Origin of the sequence: Flavobacterium ginsengisoli (assembly GCF_029625315.1) — a bacterium.
In the GTDB taxonomy this organism is placed as follows: domain Bacteria; phylum Bacteroidota; class Bacteroidia; order Flavobacteriales; family Flavobacteriaceae; genus Flavobacterium; species Flavobacterium ginsengisoli.
Genome location: NZ_CP121110.1, coordinates 3,538,545 through 3,555,704, shown reverse-complemented (window position 1 = coordinate 3,555,704; position 17,160 = coordinate 3,538,545). Strand labels below are relative to the sequence as shown.

The 17,160-nt window shown below is 32.5% G+C and carries 12 protein-coding genes and 5 pseudogenes; 16 read left to right on the top strand and 1 reads right to left on the bottom strand.

The features are described from left to right. Window positions 1–5 precede the first annotated feature (5 nt). From P5P87_RS16570 to P5P87_RS16495, 16 genes and pseudogenes are all read left to right on the top strand, one after another. Window positions 6–407: a bactofilin family protein gene (locus tag P5P87_RS16570; RefSeq protein ID WP_198855036.1), complete on the top strand. Its 402-nt coding sequence runs from the start codon at window positions 6–8 to the stop codon at window positions 405–407. A 43-nt stretch (window positions 408–450) separates the two neighbouring features. Next, on the top strand, window positions 451–612 hold the full coding sequence (locus P5P87_RS16565) for an AtpZ/AtpI family protein (protein ID WP_422854073.1): 162 nt from the start codon (window positions 451–453) through the stop codon (window positions 610–612). Between the two features lie 569 nt (window positions 613–1,181). Further along, entirely contained in the window at window positions 1,182–2,357 is a 1,176-nt protein-coding gene (atpB, locus tag P5P87_RS16560; RefSeq protein ID WP_278019979.1) for a F0F1 ATP synthase subunit A, read from the top strand. Between the two features lie 34 nt (window positions 2,358–2,391). Next, window positions 2,392–2,589, top strand: coding sequence for an ATP synthase F0 subunit C (gene atpE / locus P5P87_RS16555; RefSeq protein WP_278019978.1), 198 nt, complete (start codon window positions 2,392–2,394; stop codon window positions 2,587–2,589). Between the two features lie 90 nt (window positions 2,590–2,679). Further along, window positions 2,680–3,181: pseudogene (locus tag P5P87_RS16550) on the top strand (F0F1 ATP synthase subunit B). A 4-nt stretch (window positions 3,182–3,185) separates the two neighbouring features. Further along, window positions 3,186–3,724: pseudogene (atpH, locus tag P5P87_RS16545) on the top strand (ATP synthase F1 subunit delta). Between the two features lie 9 nt (window positions 3,725–3,733). Further along, window positions 3,734–5,266 (top strand): hypothetical protein, encoded by a 1,533-nt coding sequence (locus P5P87_RS16540; RefSeq protein ID WP_198855031.1) that lies wholly within the window; start codon window positions 3,734–3,736, stop codon window positions 5,264–5,266. Between the two features lie 28 nt (window positions 5,267–5,294). Beyond that, window positions 5,295–6,872, top strand: coding sequence for a F0F1 ATP synthase subunit alpha (atpA, locus tag P5P87_RS16535; RefSeq protein ID WP_278019977.1), 1,578 nt, complete (start codon window positions 5,295–5,297; stop codon window positions 6,870–6,872). A gap of 88 nt (window positions 6,873–6,960) precedes the next feature. Further along, a complete protein-coding gene (gene atpG / locus P5P87_RS16530) occupies window positions 6,961–7,821 on the top strand; it encodes an ATP synthase F1 subunit gamma (protein ID WP_278019976.1) in 861 nt (286 codons plus the stop codon). A gap of 661 nt (window positions 7,822–8,482) precedes the next feature. Beyond that, window positions 8,483–8,930: pseudogene (locus tag P5P87_RS16525) on the top strand (GNAT family N-acetyltransferase). 95 nt (window positions 8,931–9,025) lie between these two features. Then, complete coding sequence (locus P5P87_RS16520) at window positions 9,026–10,486, top strand: lipopolysaccharide biosynthesis protein (RefSeq protein ID WP_278019975.1); 1,461 nt, start codon at window positions 9,026–9,028, stop codon at window positions 10,484–10,486. A 27-nt stretch (window positions 10,487–10,513) separates the two neighbouring features. Continuing rightward, a pseudogene (gene dut, locus P5P87_RS16515) lies at window positions 10,514–10,949 on the top strand (dUTP diphosphatase). 63 nt (window positions 10,950–11,012) lie between these two features. Then, on the top strand, window positions 11,013–12,029 hold the full coding sequence (locus P5P87_RS16510; RefSeq protein WP_198855026.1) for a sugar phosphate nucleotidyltransferase: 1,017 nt from the start codon (window positions 11,013–11,015) through the stop codon (window positions 12,027–12,029). Between the two features lie 46 nt (window positions 12,030–12,075). Next, complete coding sequence (locus tag P5P87_RS16505; RefSeq protein WP_198855025.1) at window positions 12,076–13,428, top strand: tetratricopeptide repeat protein; 1,353 nt, start codon at window positions 12,076–12,078, stop codon at window positions 13,426–13,428. Window positions 13,429–13,440: 12 nt separating this feature from the next. Beyond that, window positions 13,441–14,220, top strand: a complete 780-nt coding sequence (gene lolB1, locus P5P87_RS16500; RefSeq protein ID WP_198855024.1) for a lipoprotein insertase outer membrane protein LolB1 — start codon at window positions 13,441–13,443, stop codon at window positions 14,218–14,220. A gap of 24 nt (window positions 14,221–14,244) precedes the next feature. Next, window positions 14,245–15,500: pseudogene (locus P5P87_RS16495) on the top strand (murein hydrolase activator EnvC family protein). A gap of 66 nt (window positions 15,501–15,566) precedes the next feature. Here P5P87_RS16495 and P5P87_RS16490 read toward each other — a convergent pair. Beyond that, entirely contained in the window at window positions 15,567–17,147 is a 1,581-nt protein-coding gene (locus P5P87_RS16490; protein ID WP_278019974.1) for a RagB/SusD family nutrient uptake outer membrane protein, read from the bottom strand. Window positions 17,148–17,160 lie beyond the last annotated feature (13 nt).

The following is a 17,160-nucleotide window of genomic DNA, read 5'->3' as shown; positions in this document are numbered from 1 at the left end:
CCGCCATGTTTGAAAAAGTAAAAAAAAACGGAACTGAACAATTAGGAAAAACAAATAGAATTGTTGAAGGAACATCAATAGTAGGAGATATAGTCTCTAAAGCCGATTTTAGATTAGATGGCGAATTGATTGGAAATTTTACTTCGCAAGGCAAAATAGTGATTGGGGCAAAAGGAGTTGTTAAAGGAGAAATAATTTGTAACAATGCAGATATTGAAGGAGAGTTTCACGGAAAAATAAAAGTTCTAGAAACCCTTAATATTAAATCGACTGCTCAAATACATGGAGAAGTTGCAGTAGGAAAACTTTCAATAGAACCAGGTGCCGACTTTACAGCAACCTGCACAATGCTTGCACATTCAAACACAGTTATAATGTTAGAAGATGGAAAAGGAGCCGAACAATGATAGGAGAAATAAATGGTTGGCATTTATTAACATTCCCTTTCAAATGGGAGTAATCATTTTTGTATTCTCTTATTTCGGAACTTGGCTCGATGAGAAACATCCAAGCCCCAAAGTATATTATAAAACCATTTTTGTATTAGCCGGTGTTGGGGTTGCATTGTATAATGTAATCCGACAAGTAAATGATATCAATAAAACAAAGTAGTTTGTAAATAAAAAAGCCTTGAGATAAAAGTTGCATCTTTGCACAAAAATTATTTCAAATGCTTTCAAAAAATTACAAACCGTTTTTTTATTTGTTTGGCCTTGCTTTAGGGACTTATATTATTCATAAAGCAATTTTTTTCTTTAGTGAAATTAGTACGAAGAATTTTCATTACAGTTTAGAATTACTGTATTTTTCTTTCTTCGCGATTTCGTCTTTATTATACCTTATATTATTAGTAGTAAAAAAGAAGAATTTTGAAATCGTCGGAATGACGTTTTTATTCGGAACCTTTACACAAATGTTATTAGCCTATTTAGTTTTGCGGCCAATCTTAAAAAACAAAACAGGGGAGAGCGATGTTGAAAAAATTAGTTTTTTTGTAACATTTGTGCTGTTTTTGTTATTTCAGACGCTTTTAACTGCCCGATTATTAAATGAAAAGCGTTAAAATAACAATTCTTTAAAACAAGGTTTAAAAATAATTTTTCATATCCTTTTGAATATTAATAAAAAATGTACCTTTGCACCAAATTTTAGAAACGTAAAAAAATAAGATTTTCCACGATATGGTGATTTCAAACAAACCACTCAGCTTTATTCTTGCGGCTTTTGTAGCTTCTCTACCTATTATGGGTTTTGCAAATCAAGAGAATGATTCGACGCATGTACAAACTGAAACTGCTCACGAAGAGAAAGTAGTTTCACATAATGCTCCCGAAGAAGGAGAGCACGTTGCTCTAGATCCAAAGGCAAAAGTTGATGCATTTATTGATCACCACTTACAAGATTCTCACGATTTTGTTTTCTTTCAAGATGAGAAAGAAAACAAACACTACGGTTTTCCATTACCAGTTATTTTAATTGATGGTGGTCTTAAAGTTTTTTCTTCTTCAAAATTCCACTTTGGAGAAACAGTTGCAGAAGTTGATGGAAACTTCTACAAATTAGTTCACGGTAAAATTTACAAAACAGATGCAGCCGGAACAATTACTTTTAATGAGCACGGTCATCCAGAAAATGAAAAGCCATTAGATTTTTCTATTACTAAAAATGTTGTTTCAATGCTTTTCGTATCAGTATTATTATTATTAATGTTTACTGGTTTAGCAAAATCATATAAAAAAGGACCAATCCCAACTGGATTTGGTAGAGTTTTAGAACCACTTGTAATTTTCATTAGAGATGAAATTGCAATTCCAAATATTGGAGAGAAAAAATACCGTAAATATATGGGTTACCTATTAACTGTATTTTTCTTTGTATGGATCTTGAACTTATTAGGAATGACTCCGCTAGGAATCAACGTAACAGGAAACATTGCTATTACAGTTTGTCTAGCAGCCTTTACATTTATCATTACTCAATTTAGTGCAAACAAAGATTATTGGGGTCACATCTTCTGGATGCCAGGAGTACCAGTTCCAATGAAAATTATCTTAGCTCCAATTGAGATTTTAGGAACATTAACAAAACCATTCGCATTATTAATTCGTTTGTACGCAAATATTACTGCAGGTCACGTAGTAATTATGAGTTTGATCGCAATGATTTTTGTTGGAAAAAATTTAGCGACAGATTTGCCAATCTCATTAGGATTGACATTGTTTATCTCTGTTATTGAAATTTTAGTTGCGTTTTTGCAAGCGTTCATCTTTACAATGTTATCATCATTGTTTATTGGTATGGCAGTTCAAGATCATGATCATGCTCACCACCACGAAGACGAAACTGCGATTATTTAATTTTAGAAGTTTAATTTTATATATATAAATAGTTATGGGAACAATTCCAACTTTAGTAGGTGCTGGTTTAGTAGTAATCGGTGCAGGTTTAGGTTTAGGTAAAATCGGTGGATCTGCTATGGACGCTATTGCTCGTCAGCCAGAAGCTGCTGGTAAAATTCAAACTGCGATGATTATTATCGCGGCTTTATTAGAAGGTTTAGCATTTGTTGCTTTAATCTTAGGAAAATAATAAAGAGAGAAATAACAGCATCTTTAACGGTTGGTTAAAGATGTTGTTACTTTTAAAAAAGAAATTAAATATTTAATATAGTTATATAAAATGGATAAGTTAATTAACGATTTTTCATTCGGATTATTCTTCTGGCAAGCTTTAATCTTGGTAGTTTTGATTTTACTTTTAGTAAAATTTGCTTGGAGACCAATTATGGAATCTATTACTGCAAGAGAAGAAGGTATTAAAAATGCATTGCTTTCTGCTGAAAACGCAAAGAGAGAAATGGAAAATTTACAAGCTGACAATCAAAGAATTTTGAATGAAGCTCGTGCTGAACGTGACGCGATGTTGAAGGAAGCTCGCGAAATGAAAGAGAAAATGATTGCTGATTCTAAAAACGAAGCGCAAGAAGCTGGTCAAAAAATGATCGAACAAGCTAAAGCCGCTATCGAAAGTGAAAAAAATGCTTGCAATGGCAGAATTGAAATCTCAAGTTTCTTCTCTATCATTAAGTATTGCTGAGAAATTATTGAAAGAAGAATTATCTAACAAAGAATCTCAAACTAAATTGGTTGAGAAAATGTTAGGTGACGTAAAGTTAAACTAAGATTATGGCAAGTACAAGAGCAGACAATTCGTTATGCAAAAGCAATTCTAGACTTAGCAAACTCTAAAGGTGTTGCCGAAGCTGTCAATAACGATATGAAATCAATTGCTAAGGTAATTGAGACTAATGAAGAGTTGAGTACATTTATTCAAAACCCAACAACAACAGTTGAAGTTAAAGAAGGTGCTCTTTTAGAAGTTTTTGCAGATGTAAATGGAGTGACAAAAGGATTATTCCGTTTATTATTCGAAAACAAAAGATTTGAAATTCTACATGCAATTGCATTAGAATACAATAAATTATTTGATGAAAGTAATGGTGTTGAAGTAGCGAAAGTTACAACAGCAATTCCAATGGATGCTTGCTTTAGAAGCTAAAGTTTTAGCAAAAGTTGCAACTTTATCAGATAAAAAAATTACAATTGAAAATGTGGTAGATCCTTCAATTATTGGTGGATTTATTTTAAGAATAGGAGATAATCAGTACAACGCTTCAGTTGCTAACAGATTACAAGTATTAAAAAGAGAGTTAACCCAAAACTAAATCTAACCTATGAGGAATTTTTTAATTTTATTTGTTTTCTGTATATCATTTCTATCGTTTGGTCAAAAGATCAAAGAAGATGATAACAAAATTTTATTTGACGGTACTGCAATTGCTAAGGTCGATAAAGATAAAACAGGTACACAATTTACATATACATCATTAGATGGTTCGACAGGGATTGTTGCTAATTTGAAAACACATAAAATTGATGCTCAAAATTCTAAAAGCTGGTTAGTGGTTACGAATTTAGATGGGTCTAAAAAAACAGAGGTAAACTTTGAGTTATTGTCTTTTACATTAAATTATAAAAAAGCAATAGCAGAGCTTCTTGCTAAAAAGTATACAATTTTCACTGCAAAAGGTATTGAAAATCTTGATGCTTTTTTTGCTGAAGAACGCCCGAGTATTTCTGCAGAAATAGAAAAAGTAAAAGAAGCAGGTAAAGTTGATGCGAAACAATTAGCCACTTTAAATTACCAAATTCATACAGCTGAAAAATTGGTTTTTTCTGGTGAAGTTCCTGAAGATGCTTTTACGTCAAAATATAGTGATGCAGAGCGTAAAGAGTTTATGTCTAAAGTGGTAGCAAAATATGTTGTTTCTTGGAAACAAGATTCATCTCCTTATCCAGTTTTGAATGTTGATATTTTGTCATTAAGCGGAAGATCTTTGGTTAAAGCTGTTGACAGAGGAGGAAAAATGGTAGTAGCTTTGACTGAGTCAAATAAAACATTTACTTATGCACCATCTTTCGAATATACAAGCAGAAGCAGCGCAGCTGATACTGAAAGATTAGTTAAAGAAGTTGTAGATAACTCGTATTTAAATGGTCAAAAATTTATGACCTTAAGTGAGGCAGAAGTACTTTTAAGTGCTCAAAATGCTGACAAGATGGCTAAATATGAGGAAGCTAAGAAAAATTCAGCTAATATTTTTGATAAAAAAGGATATGCTATTGATCCAAAAGGTGAAAAAACAGAAGGAAAAGTAACTATTGATTTTGAAAGAATCGCTGTTCCAAAATCTAGCAATGGTATGGTAGATTTAGATAGCGGTGGTGATGGGAAACTGGTAACGGTTTTTGGTCCAAATGAAAAAGGAAATTTAAGAACATTCAATTTCAAAGCAAAAGAAAACGTAATGTTTGGTGTCTATAATGATGACAATACAGAAACAAAATACAGAGCTCTTTTGGTAAAAATTGAAAATGTTGCGCCAAAAGACAATACAGCTCTTGATTTAGGAGCTTTAGCAGGAGTGTCTTTAGCTTCAGCATCTTGGAAGTATTTTAAAGAAGTACAAGTTACAGATAAGATGAGCATCTATCAGGATATACCATCAAACACTTATGTGATTAAAGTACCGAAGCAAGAAAAAGGATTTCAGATTTTAGTAAAAAAAGGTAAAGAAGATAAATTTTTAAGTAAGTTAAAAGAATATGTAGGAGATTCTGTTGCTAGTAGTGATTTGGAAAAAATTGACTACAGCAATTTGGAGGGCTTAAAAAATCTAGTTGATTTATATTCTAATTTTAAATAAAAAGTAAAAGTAGGTAAAAATAATAATTATGGCGGAAATAAAACCTGCTGAAATTTCAGCAATATTAAGAAAGCAAGTAGAAGGTTTTGAATCTGGTGCTACGCTAGAAGAAGTAGGAACAGTACTTCAAGTTGGAGACGGTATTGCTCGTGTTTACGGGCTATCTAATGTACAATATGGAGAGTTAGTAGAATTTGATAACGGTATGGAAGGTATCGTATTGAATCTTGAAGAGGATAATGTTGGGGTTGTATTATTAGGACCATCAACTGGACTTAAAGAAGGATCTACTGCAAAAAGAACTCAACGTATTGCTTCTCTTAAAGTAGGTGAGCAAATGGTAGGGCGTGTAGTTAACACTCTTGGTTTTCCAATTGATGGAAAAGGACCAATCGGTGGAGACTTATATGAAATGCCTTTAGAAAGAAAAGCACCTGGAGTTATCTTCCGTCAGCCAGTAACTGAACCATTACAAACAGGAGTAAAAGCAGTTGATGCTATGATCCCAGTTGGACGTGGACAGCGTGAGCTTGTAATCGGTGACCGTCAAACAGGAAAATCTACTGTTTGTATCGATACAATCTTAAATCAAAAAGAATTTTACGATGCAGGAAAACCTGTATTCTGTATATATGTTGCAATTGGACAAAAAGCTTCAACTGTAGCAGGAATCGCTAAAATGTTAGAAGAAAAAGGAGCAATGGCTTATACAGTTATCGTTGTTGCTAATGCTTCTGATCCAGCTCCAATGCAAGTTTACGCTCCATTCGCTGGTGCTGCAATTGGAGAATATTTTAGAGATTCTGGTCGTCCAGCTCTTATTGTTTATGATGATTTATCTAAACAAGCTGTTGCTTACCGTGAGGTTTCTCTTTTATTAAGAAGACCACCGGGACGTGAGGCTTACCCTGGAGACGTTTTCTACTTACACTCTCGTTTATTAGAGCGTGCTTGTAAAGTAATCGCTGATGATGGTATCGCTAAAAACATGAACGATTTACCAGATTCTATCAAATCTATCGTAAAAGGTGGTGGTTCATTAACTGCATTACCAATTATCGAAACTCAAGCTGGTGACGTTTCTGCATATATCCCAACAAACGTAATTTCTATTACAGATGGTCAAATTTTCCTTGATGGAGATTTGTTCAACTCTGGGGTTCGTCCTGCAATTAACGTAGGTATCTCTGTATCTCGTGTTGGAGGTAATGCACAGATTAAATCAATGAAAAAAGTTTCGGGAACTTTAAAATTAGATCAAGCTCAATTCCGTGAATTAGAAGCTTTTGCTAAATTCGGTTCTGACTTAGATTCTGTTACTTTAAACGTAATTGAAAAAGGAAAAAGAAACGTTGAGATCTTAAAACAAGGTTTAAATGATCCTTATACAGTTGAAAACCAAGTAGCAATTATCTACGCTGGTTCTAAAAACTTGTTAAGAAATGTTCCTGTTAATAAAGTAAAAGAATTCGAAGCAGATTTCTTAGCTTACTTAAACAGCAAACATAAAGATACACTTAATGCTTTGAAAGCTGGAAAATTAGATGACGCTATTACTGACGTTATCGAAAAAGCGACAAAAGAAGTTTCAGCAAAATATAACTAATAAGATAATTGGTAAATTAGATAATTAGAAAATGTAATCATTATTCTAATTATCTAATTTCAAAATTGTCACATTTTCTAATTAATAGATGGCAAATTTAAAGGAAATCCGTAATAGAATTACTTCCGTTTCATCGACGATGCAAATTACATCGGCTATGAAAATGGTTTCTGTCGCAAAGCTGAAGAAAGCACAAGATGCAATCACTGCAATGCGTCCTTATGCCGAGAAATTAACGGAGTTATTGCAAGATCTTTCTGCTACACTAGAAGGTGAAATAGGGGGAGATTACACTACTCAACGTGAAGTAAAAAAAGTATTGTTAGTTGCTGTAACTTCAAACAGAGGTTTATGTGGTGCTTTCAATTCAAATATTATTAAAGAGATTAAAAACCGTACAGAGTTTTATGCTGGAAAGCAAGTTGACGTTTTTGCCATTGGTAAAAAAGGTGGAGATGCTTTAGCTAAAACGCATAAAATCCACGGTCATCATAATGCAATTTTTGATCATTTGACATTTGAAAATGTTGCTGGAATTGCTGATAATTTAACTCAAAAGTTTTTAACTGGAGAATACGATAGAATTGAATTGGTTTACAATCAGTTTAAAAATGCTGCGACTCAGATTGTTCAAGTAGAACAGTTTTTACCGTTAGCACCTATTAATACTGATGCAGTTGCTACTTCTGGAGATTATATTTTTGAACCTGGAAAAGAAGAGATTGTATTGGCTTTAATTCCTAAGTCTTTAAAAACACAATTATACAAAGGTATCCGTGATTCATTTGCTTCTGAGCATGGAGCACGTATGACTGCGATGCATAAAGCAACAGATAATGCTACTGAATTGAGAAACCAATTGAAATTAACTTATAACAAAGCTCGTCAGGCTGCGATTACAAGTGAGATTTTAGAAATCGTTGGTGGAGCAGAAGCTTTAAATGGATAATTTATTCCGTAATATATAAAAGAAAAGCCAGCGTTAGCTGGCTTTTCTTTTTATTGGAAGTTTTATTCTTTTTTAAAAATAATTTTATAAAATGGTGATTCTCAAATTACAATTAAGTTGAGAATCACTACCATTTTATAAAAATAGACAGATAACTCTGCGTGCTTTGTCTTTCATGGGAACAAACTAGCTTTATTAATCCCAATGCTCTGTTTTTTTAAGGGTTACATTTCAGCAGAATCAATCCCTGTGCTTTGTCTTTTATGGGAACAAACAAGCTTTATTAGTCCCAGTGCTCTGTTTTTTTAGGGTTACTGCAGCTGAATCAATCCCTTATGCTTTGTCTTTTATGGGAACAAACAAGCTTTATCAGTCCCAGTGCTTCTTTTTTATAAGGGTTGTATCTAGCTTTCTCATTCCCTTTGAAACAAATTTAAATAAAGACTGTAAAAAAAATGTTACATAATTTTTAATTAAATTTTATATATTTCACATGTTTTGATAAAAAACACATTATAATTATCTAGATATAAAGGTTTTAAGCGTGAGTATATTTTGTGTTTTTCTTTTTTTATTAAGTTTAATTTATTTTTCAAATATTAAACGTCTATTTCGTAGTTTTTATTTTAAGTACTTTTGAATTCTATTTCTTTTTTATACAATGACTTTACAAATACGAGAGCTTACTACCGCTGAAGATATGGTCGCTCAGATAAATACGATTCGATTTTTATATCCGAATATTTCGCTTGAAAAATATCAATTATTTCTCTCTGAAATGGTTCCGCATAATTATATACAGATTGCGGTATTTGAAAATGATTCTTGTCTTGGACTTACTGGTTGTTGGTCTGCGACAAAACTTTGGACAGGAAAATATCTAGAAATCGACAATTTTGTTGTTAATCCTGAGTTTAGATCTAGAGGGATAGGAAAAATGTTAACCGATTATATAGAGAAGAAGGCAATAGAATTAAATTGCGAGCAGTATAGTTTTGGATGCATTTACAGGAAATTTTGGAGCTCATCGATTTTATTATAATCAGGGTTATGCTCCGAAAGGATTTCATTTTGTCAAAATTTTAGATGAAAAGAAAATGACTGTCTAAAAACAATCATAAGTTTTCTTTATTGCATCAACAAAAGCACCATTAAACAAAAGAAATGGTTATTTTTGTCTTATAAACATTATTAGAATTATATTTTGGGATTATATAAAAATCTATTCAAGCAAACAGCAATTTACGGACTGGCGACAGTTTTACCAAGAATGCTAAGTTTTTTATTAGTGAGATTATATACAGGGATTTTACCAACAGCTGAGTATGGTGAAGTTTCGATTGTATTGTCTTGGATGGTTTTCTTTAATGTGGTTCTTTCTTACGGAATGGAAACTGCATTTTTTAGATTTTACAGTGCAGAAGATGATAAGAAAAATGTAATTGCTACTTCTACTATTTCTATTTTTTGGACCTCTATTCTATTTCTTTTTGCAGGCTTGATTTTTAGAAATACATTGGCAAATTTAGCCGAAGTCGATGTTCAGTATATTACTTATTCGGTATGGATTTTAGTTTTGGATGCATTGGTTTTAATTCCGTTTTCTAAACTTAGAGCCAATCAAAGGCCTATGGTTTATGCGGCAATCAAAATTGGAAATGTTGTTATAAACTTATTACTGAATATATTTTTCCTGATGTATCTTCCAAAATTGGCAGAAGCAAATCCGAACTCTATTTGGGATAATTTATATGTACAAAACTTCCAGATTGCTTACATTTTCATTGCAAACCTTTTAGCAAGTTTGGCAACTTTTATTGTGCTTTCTCCAAATTATCTTTCGCTTGGACGAAAATTCGATCCAGTGCTTTGGAAGAAAATGATGAAATACGGACTTCCGATTTTGGTGGCAGGTTTGGCTTTTGCAGTAAATGAGCATTTTGATAAAATCCTATTAGGATATTTACTTCCTGAAAATCTTGCAAAATCTGAAGTTGGAGCTTATTCTGCTTGTTACAAATTAGGATTATTTATGGTTCTTTTTGCAACAGCTTTTAGATTAGGAATTGAACCATTCTTTTTTAGTCATGCTAAAAATGAAAATGCACCACAGACTTACGCTGTTATAACCAAATATTTTGTGATTTTAGGATCATTGATTTTATTGGGTGTAATTGTTTTTGCAGATCTTTTAAAGTATTTATTATTAGATAATAAATCGTATTGGGAAGCAATGAAAGTTGTGCCTTTAATTATTTTGGCAAATTTCTTTTTGGGAATTTATAACAACTTGTCGGTTTGGTATAAACTGACTGATAAAACAAAAATTGGAGCTTATATTTCTATTGTAGGAGCAATTGTAACTTTGATTTTAAATTATCTTTTAATTCCAAAATACAGCTATTATGGCTCTGCAATTGCAACCATTTCGGCTTACGGAAGTATGATGCTTATTTCTTATGTTTTAGGAAATAAATATTATCCGATTCCTTATGATATGAACAAGATTGGTGCTTATTTAGGTGTTTCAATAGTATTTTCAGTAATCTCATTTTACGGATTTAGAGAAAAATATTATGTTGGAATCCCACTTCTTTTAATCTTTATGTATATGGTTTACCATTTTGAAAAAGATACTATAAAAGGAATAATGAAAAGAAAATAAGACGTTTTAAGAAAATTATATTCAAAAATGAAAATTCAAATTATCAATAAATCGCAAGCACGATTTACCAAATTACGAAACAATTGCATCTGCAGGAATGGATTTGCGTGCCAATATTATAGAACCAATTACGTTAAAACCTTTAGAAAGAACTATTGTAAAAACAGGACTTTTTATAGAATTGCCAATTGGTTACGAAGCGCAGGTAAGGCCTAGAAGCGGTCTGGCGACAGAAAAAGGGGTAACCGTTTTAAATTCGCCAGGAACTATTGATGCAGATTACAGAGGAGAAATAGGAGTAATTTTAGTAAATTTATCTAATGACGATTTTGTAATAGAAAACGGAGAACGAATTGCGCAGTTGATTATTGCAAAACACGAAAGAGCTGAATGGATTGAAGTTGAAACATTAACTGAAACATCAAGAGGTGAAGGAGGCTTTGGAAGCACTGGAGTGAAATAATAAAAAAGAAAGACCAAACCCAATGAAGATTTTTTTTAATCTTCCCATAAAATCAAATAAAAAATGAAGATAATTGTGCCAATGGCAGGCCGCGGATCAAGATTGAGGCCTCATACTTTAACAGTTCCAAAACCGTTAATCCCAGTAGCAGGAAAATCTATCGTACACCGTTTAGTTGAAGATATTGCCAAAATATTAAAAGAACCAATTGAAGAAGTTGCTTTTATCTTAGGAGATGAAGCTTTTTTTGGAGAAGATGTTGTAACAAGTTTAGAAGATTTAGCTAAAGGATTAGGAGCTAAAGCTTCAATCTATCGCCAAGATCAGCCTCTAGGAACCGGACATGCTATTATGTGTGCTAAAGAATCTCTTTCTGGACCAGCGGTAATTGCTTATGCAGACACTTTAATTAGAGCAGATTTTGAATTAGATCCAGAAGCAGATGCAGTAATCTGGGTAAAACAAGTAGAACAGCCCGAAGCTTTTGGTGTTGTAAAACTAAACCAAAATAATGAAATTATAGAATTGGTTGAAAAACCAAAAGAGTTTGTTAGCGATTTAGCTGTTATAGGAATTTATTATTTTAAAGAAGTTGGAATTTTAAGAAACGAACTTCAAAATGTTTTGGACAATAATATTCAGAATGGTGGAGAATACCAGATTAATGATGGTATCAAAGCGATGATGGCAAACGGAAAAGTTTTCAAAACAGGAAGTGTTGACGAATGGATGGATTGCGGTAACAAAGATGTTACAGTTGAAACTAATACAAGAATGTTAGGTTTTCTTCATAATGATGGCGAGCATTTGGTTGATTACGGTGTTACATTAGAAAATTCAACGATTATCCCTCCATGTTATATTGGCGAAAATGTAGTTTTGAAGAATACTACAATTGGTCCAAATGTTTCTCTTGGAAAAGGATGTCACGTAACAGACAGCACAATTAAAGACAGTTTGATACAAACATATTCTCAAATTAAAAATGCTAATCTTGATAATGCAATGATCGGAAACCATGTGAGTTACGATGGTAAATTTACAAGTATTAGTATTGGAGATTATGCTGTTTTAGAATAAAATAAATTAGCAAGGTTTCGTTTTGTTTAAAATGTAGTTTTTACAAATGATCAAAAAAAGAGTTTTTACGGTTTTATTTTTTGCTTTGTTGAGCACATCATTTTCGGTTTTTGCACAGACAGAACCCGAAGATATTGCTATGGCAACAGACGAATATCAGGACTCATTTTATGAATCATTAAAACAAAAAGGAATTGAAAATTATGATAAAGCCATTGTATCATTGGAAAAATGTATAAAACTTAAACCCAATGATGCAGTTGCTTATTTTGAATTAGGAAAAAACTATTTGTCGCTTAAACAATATCAGAATGCACAAGATGCTTTTGAAAAAGCAACACAACTTGATCCTAAAAACAAATGGTTTTGGCTTGGGATTTATGATGTAAGTTACGAGACCAAAAACTATCCTTTGGCAATTGAAATTATTCAAAAAATTATTGTTTTTGACGAAGAATACAAAGACGATTTGATTTCGTTATATATGATTACCAATCAGTATGACAAGGCATTGACCGCGATAAATGAAATGAATGATAAGTTCGGAAAATCTGCTGAACGTGAAATTTATAAAACACAGATTTTATCTCAAGGAAAATACCAAAATGCTGAAATTGACAATCTTTTGGAACAGATTAAAAAAAATCCGAAAGAAGAATCAAATTATGTAAATCTGATTTTTTTGTATTCGAAAAATAATGAAAATGAAAAATCGCTAGAAGTAGCAAAACAATTGGCAAAAGAACTCCCGAATTCTGAATGGGGTCAAGTGAGTTCGTTTAAAGGATATTTAGATGCCAATCAAGCAGATAAAGCTATAAAATCGATGAATATGATTTTAGCAAGCTCAAAAATCGATTCAAAAATCAAACACAGAACTTTGAATGAATTTTTGATTTATGTAAATAAAAATCCACAGTATTCTGCTGATTTAGAAAAAGCCATTTCTTATTTTGACAACGATAAAGATGTTGATGTTGCCAAAGAAATTGGAAAGTTTTACCATAGTAAAGGACAATTTGAAAATGCCATTAAATATTATGAAAAAGATTTAAAGAGTCATTCAGATACTGACCTTGAGACCAATATGTTATTATTGGAGGCATATTCTCAAGTTAAGCAGTATGAACCAATGACCAAAAGAGCTATGATGCTGATCGAAGTTTATCCAAGTCAACCACAGTTTTATTACTATGCAGGTTTAGGAAGCAATCAGTTGAAACAGTTTAAAAATGCAAAAACCGTCTTAGAAATGGGTCTTGATTATGTGGTTGATGACGTAAAATTAGAATCAAATTTTAATATTCAGTTAGGAGAGGCATACAATGGATTGGGAGATGCAAAGAAAAAAGAGGAATACTTTTTGAAAGCAAATGAAGTATTAAAGAAGAAAAAATAAAAGAGAATTCAAATGAAAAAATATATATCAATACTAGCATTATCTATTGCTGTAATTTCTTGTAAAACGAAAGCAGTAGCAGTGCAAGGAAATACAAGCCAGACAATTGCACCAAAAGAAGACAAAAAAGTAATCGAAAAACATTACGACAACAAGTTAGATTTTTCGACTTTGTACATAAAAGCGAGCGCAAGATATGCTGATGAAAAACAAAGCCAAAATGTTACGGCAGAAATCAGAATTGAAAAAGACAAACAGATTCTAATAAGCGTTCGTTTCTTAGGAATTACAATGGCAAAAGCTTTGATAACACCTTCGGCAGTAAGTTATTATGAAAAAATTAATAGTACTTATTATGAAGGAGATTTTACAAGTTTGAGCAAATGGCTTGGAACAGATTTAGATTATACCAAAGTTCAAAATCTATTGATTGGAGAAGCTTTTGATGATTTAAGAAAAGGAAAATATACGCAAACTATTGTAGAAAATCTATTCAGATTAGATGAAGATAAAGATGCCAACATAAAGAAAACCTTTTTCTTAGATGGGGAAAAATATTTAATTCAGAAAGAAGAGATTTCTCAGCCATCAGAAAACAGAACATTGCAAATTGCCTATTCAGAAGCTAAAAATTTTGATCAGGGAACATTGCCTACAAGTATAGAAATCAATGCAGTTCAGCCAAAAGGCAAGACAAGCATTAACTTGAATTACAACAATATTTCATTTAATGAAGAACTTTCTTTTCCGTATAGCGTACCAAGCGGTTATAAAAAAGTTACAATTAAGTAAATTTGCAAAAATAAAAAGATAAACATGCCAAAATTTCTCCTAAGTCTAGTTTTAGTTTGTGCCACTACATTTGTATGGGCGCAAGATTCTCAGCAAGAAAAACTGGAGCAGCGTAAAGCTCAAATTCAGCAGGAAATCAGAGATAACGAAAAGATGCTTCAGTCTGTTCGAAAACAAGAGAAATCTGCTGTGAATGAATATTTAATTCAGGCGAACAAAATTAAGCTAAAAGAGAAATTAATTAATACTACAGCAAAACAAGAAAAACTGATTAGTAATGACATGTATATTAATCAGGTTCAAGTAAATAAACTTAAAAAAGAACTAAAAGTTCTAAAAGAAGATTATGCAGAAATGATTTTAAAATCATACAAAAGCCGATCTGAACAAAGCCGTGCGATGTTTATTTTATCATCTGAAAGTTTCTTGCAAGCTTACAAAAGGGCACAATATTTAAAACAATATACTACTTTTAGAAAAAATCAAGGTCTTGAAATTCAGTCAAAAACAGCTCAGTTAGTTGATTTTAACGCAAAACTTGATGGGCAAAGACAGGTAAAAAAGAAGATTATAGCCGAGAATCAAAAGAAAAAATTACGCTTGAAGTAGAGAAAAAAGAACAGCAAAAATTAGTTAATGCGCTTAAAAAAGATAAAAATAAAATTGTCGCTGATATTCGATCAAAACAAAATGAATCTAAGCGTATTGATAAACAAATTGACCGTTTAATTCGTGAAGCTATTGCGGAAGCAAACAGAAAAGCAGTGCAGAAAGAGCAAAAGCAAATCCAGGTTCGACTGAAACAAAAACGGCACCAGTCTCTTCTTCTAAAATTGTCATGACTCCTGAGGATAAAGTTCTGGCAGACAGATTTTAAAGCAAACAGAGGAAGATTGCCTTGGCCTGTAGAGAAAGGATTTATTTCTCTTGGCTATGGAGATCAGCCACACCCATTGCACCCTTCAATTACAGTTCATAATTCTGGAGTTGAGATTACAACAGAAGACGGTGCAAACGCGAGAGCAGTATTTGCGGGAGAAGTTTCTAAGGTTATCGTTTTATCGCCAGTGAATAAAGCAGTTGTAATTCAGCACGGAGACTTTTTCACGGTATATCAAAATTTAAGTTCAGTTTCTGTTAGTCAGGGAGATAAAGTGACTATTAAACAAAATATTGGAAAAGTTAGAACAAGTGGTGATACAGGAAAAACAATCATCAAATTCTTGATTCTACAAAATACATCAAATAATAATCCAGAAGGATGGTCGCAAAGCAGATAATCTTATTCTAGATTTAAACCTAAAAAAATCCTTTCTATCGCTAAAGATGGAAAGGATTTTTTGTTTTTAATTACTTACATTATCAGGATTTTGAACTAGAGCAGGATTAGAATCTAAATCATATCGTGGAATTTTGAATAAGAAATTTTTGGAAGGAACAAATTGCAAAGGATTGTTTACGTACATATTAATTCCGTTATCATTTCCATATTTAACATGATCGGCAACGTTTTTTCCAATTCGATTGGTTCTTAATTCGTCAAAAAATAACAACCCTTCTCCTACAAATTCCCATCCTCTTTCTTTGTAAATGGCATCAGCAAATTGTTCTTTACTTAAACCTGGAGTTAGATCTGGAAGCTTAGCTCTATTTCGCACTCTATTTACGTATGCATAAGCTGCAGCAGGACCGTTAATTTCATTTTCTGCTTCAGCATAATCTAGCAATACATCGGCATAACGAATAGCATAAGAATTTGCTTGAGGTTTTTTTAGTGTGGCCGAACTTTCGGTTCGGTCATAAAATTTCAGATTTCCTGGCGAAGCTGTTTTCCATCCTTTAGACCCAGGAAAGAAACCTTTGTCGGCTGGAACAAATTCGATGGTTTGTAAAATATGACTTGGATTTCCTTTTTCAGTAACATTTGCTTTCGTTAAAAAACTGCCTTCTTTTCTAGCATCATTATCACCATATGAAAGATAATGCTGTATTGAAGGACCAAATCGATGATACATATAGCAACCCAATGTTGTTTCGGTTATGTTTACACCAAACATTACGTGGTTGTTGTTGTATTCATTTTCGACACCTCCAAACTGTAATTCAAACACAGATTCAATTCCATTTTTATTGTTGATGTTCCACCAAAACCATAGATCTTTAAAGTCGGGTTGCAAATCATATTGACCCGATTGAATAACTTTTGCAGTGTAATCTTTAGACTTTTGAAAAAAAGTTCTGTCTCCAGTCATACTGCCTCGAGTAAGATATAAATCTCCAAGCAAAGCTTGTGCAGCTCCTTTTGAAGCTCTCCAAATATTATCGCTTGGATAATTAGATTTTAGAGGCAAATTTTCTTCGGCATATTCTAGATCGGAAATAATGTAGGCATAAGTTTCCTCTGTTGTTTTTCGTGGAATTGCAAGGTTTTTTAATCCTTCTGTAAAAGTTTCAGGAATCGGAACACCTCCGTACATGCGTACTAGATTGTAGTATGTTGCGGCTCTTATAAAACGAGCCTCTGCAAAATATCGCTTTTTTAGAGTTTCGTCCATTTCAACATCTGCACCTCTGCCAATAACTAAATTTGCTCTATTGATAATGTTGTAGGCATCGTCCCAATTTGTAATTACCATTTTATCAGCATTGTTCATGTCTGACCAAACATTCCAGAGTTGTGCATCATCTTTAGCGTATGCGGGAGAACCAAATTCAGTTAAGACTTCCAAGTACATGATATACTTGTAATAACCATTAAATCCATTTTGATAGCCATCATAAACACCAACCAATGCAGTATTCAATTCATCAGCATTTTTATAATAATTGCTTGGAGACAGGAAAGTATACGGTTCTTCTGCTAAATCAGTGCACTGTGAAAAAAATAGTATTGCACAACCTGAAAAGATATATTTTAGAATTTTCATGAGTATTGATTTT

Coding starts and splice junctions, on each gene's coding strand:
- P5P87_RS16540 (WP_198855031.1), top strand. CDS start 3,734: ATGAGGAATTTTTTAATTTTATTTGTTTTCTGTATATCATTTCTATCG.
- lolB1 (WP_198855024.1), top strand. CDS start 13,441: ATGAAAAAATATATATCAATACTAGCATTATCTATTGCTGTAATTTCT.
- P5P87_RS16570 (WP_198855036.1), top strand. CDS start 6: ATGTTTGAAAAAGTAAAAAAAAACGGAACTGAACAATTAGGAAAAACA.
- P5P87_RS16565 (WP_422854073.1), top strand. CDS start 451: ATGGGAGTAATCATTTTTGTATTCTCTTATTTCGGAACTTGGCTCGAT.
- atpE (WP_278019978.1), top strand. CDS start 2,392: ATGGGAACAATTCCAACTTTAGTAGGTGCTGGTTTAGTAGTAATCGGT.
- atpA (WP_278019977.1), top strand. CDS start 5,295: ATGGCGGAAATAAAACCTGCTGAAATTTCAGCAATATTAAGAAAGCAA.
- atpB (WP_278019979.1), top strand. CDS start 1,182: ATGGTGATTTCAAACAAACCACTCAGCTTTATTCTTGCGGCTTTTGTA.
- P5P87_RS16490 (WP_278019974.1), bottom strand. CDS start 17,147: ATGAAAATTCTAAAATATATCTTTTCAGGTTGTGCAATACTATTTTTT.
- atpG (WP_278019976.1), top strand. CDS start 6,961: ATGGCAAATTTAAAGGAAATCCGTAATAGAATTACTTCCGTTTCATCG.
- P5P87_RS16505 (WP_198855025.1), top strand. CDS start 12,076: ATGATCAAAAAAAGAGTTTTTACGGTTTTATTTTTTGCTTTGTTGAGC.
- P5P87_RS16510 (WP_198855026.1), top strand. CDS start 11,013: ATGAAGATAATTGTGCCAATGGCAGGCCGCGGATCAAGATTGAGGCCT.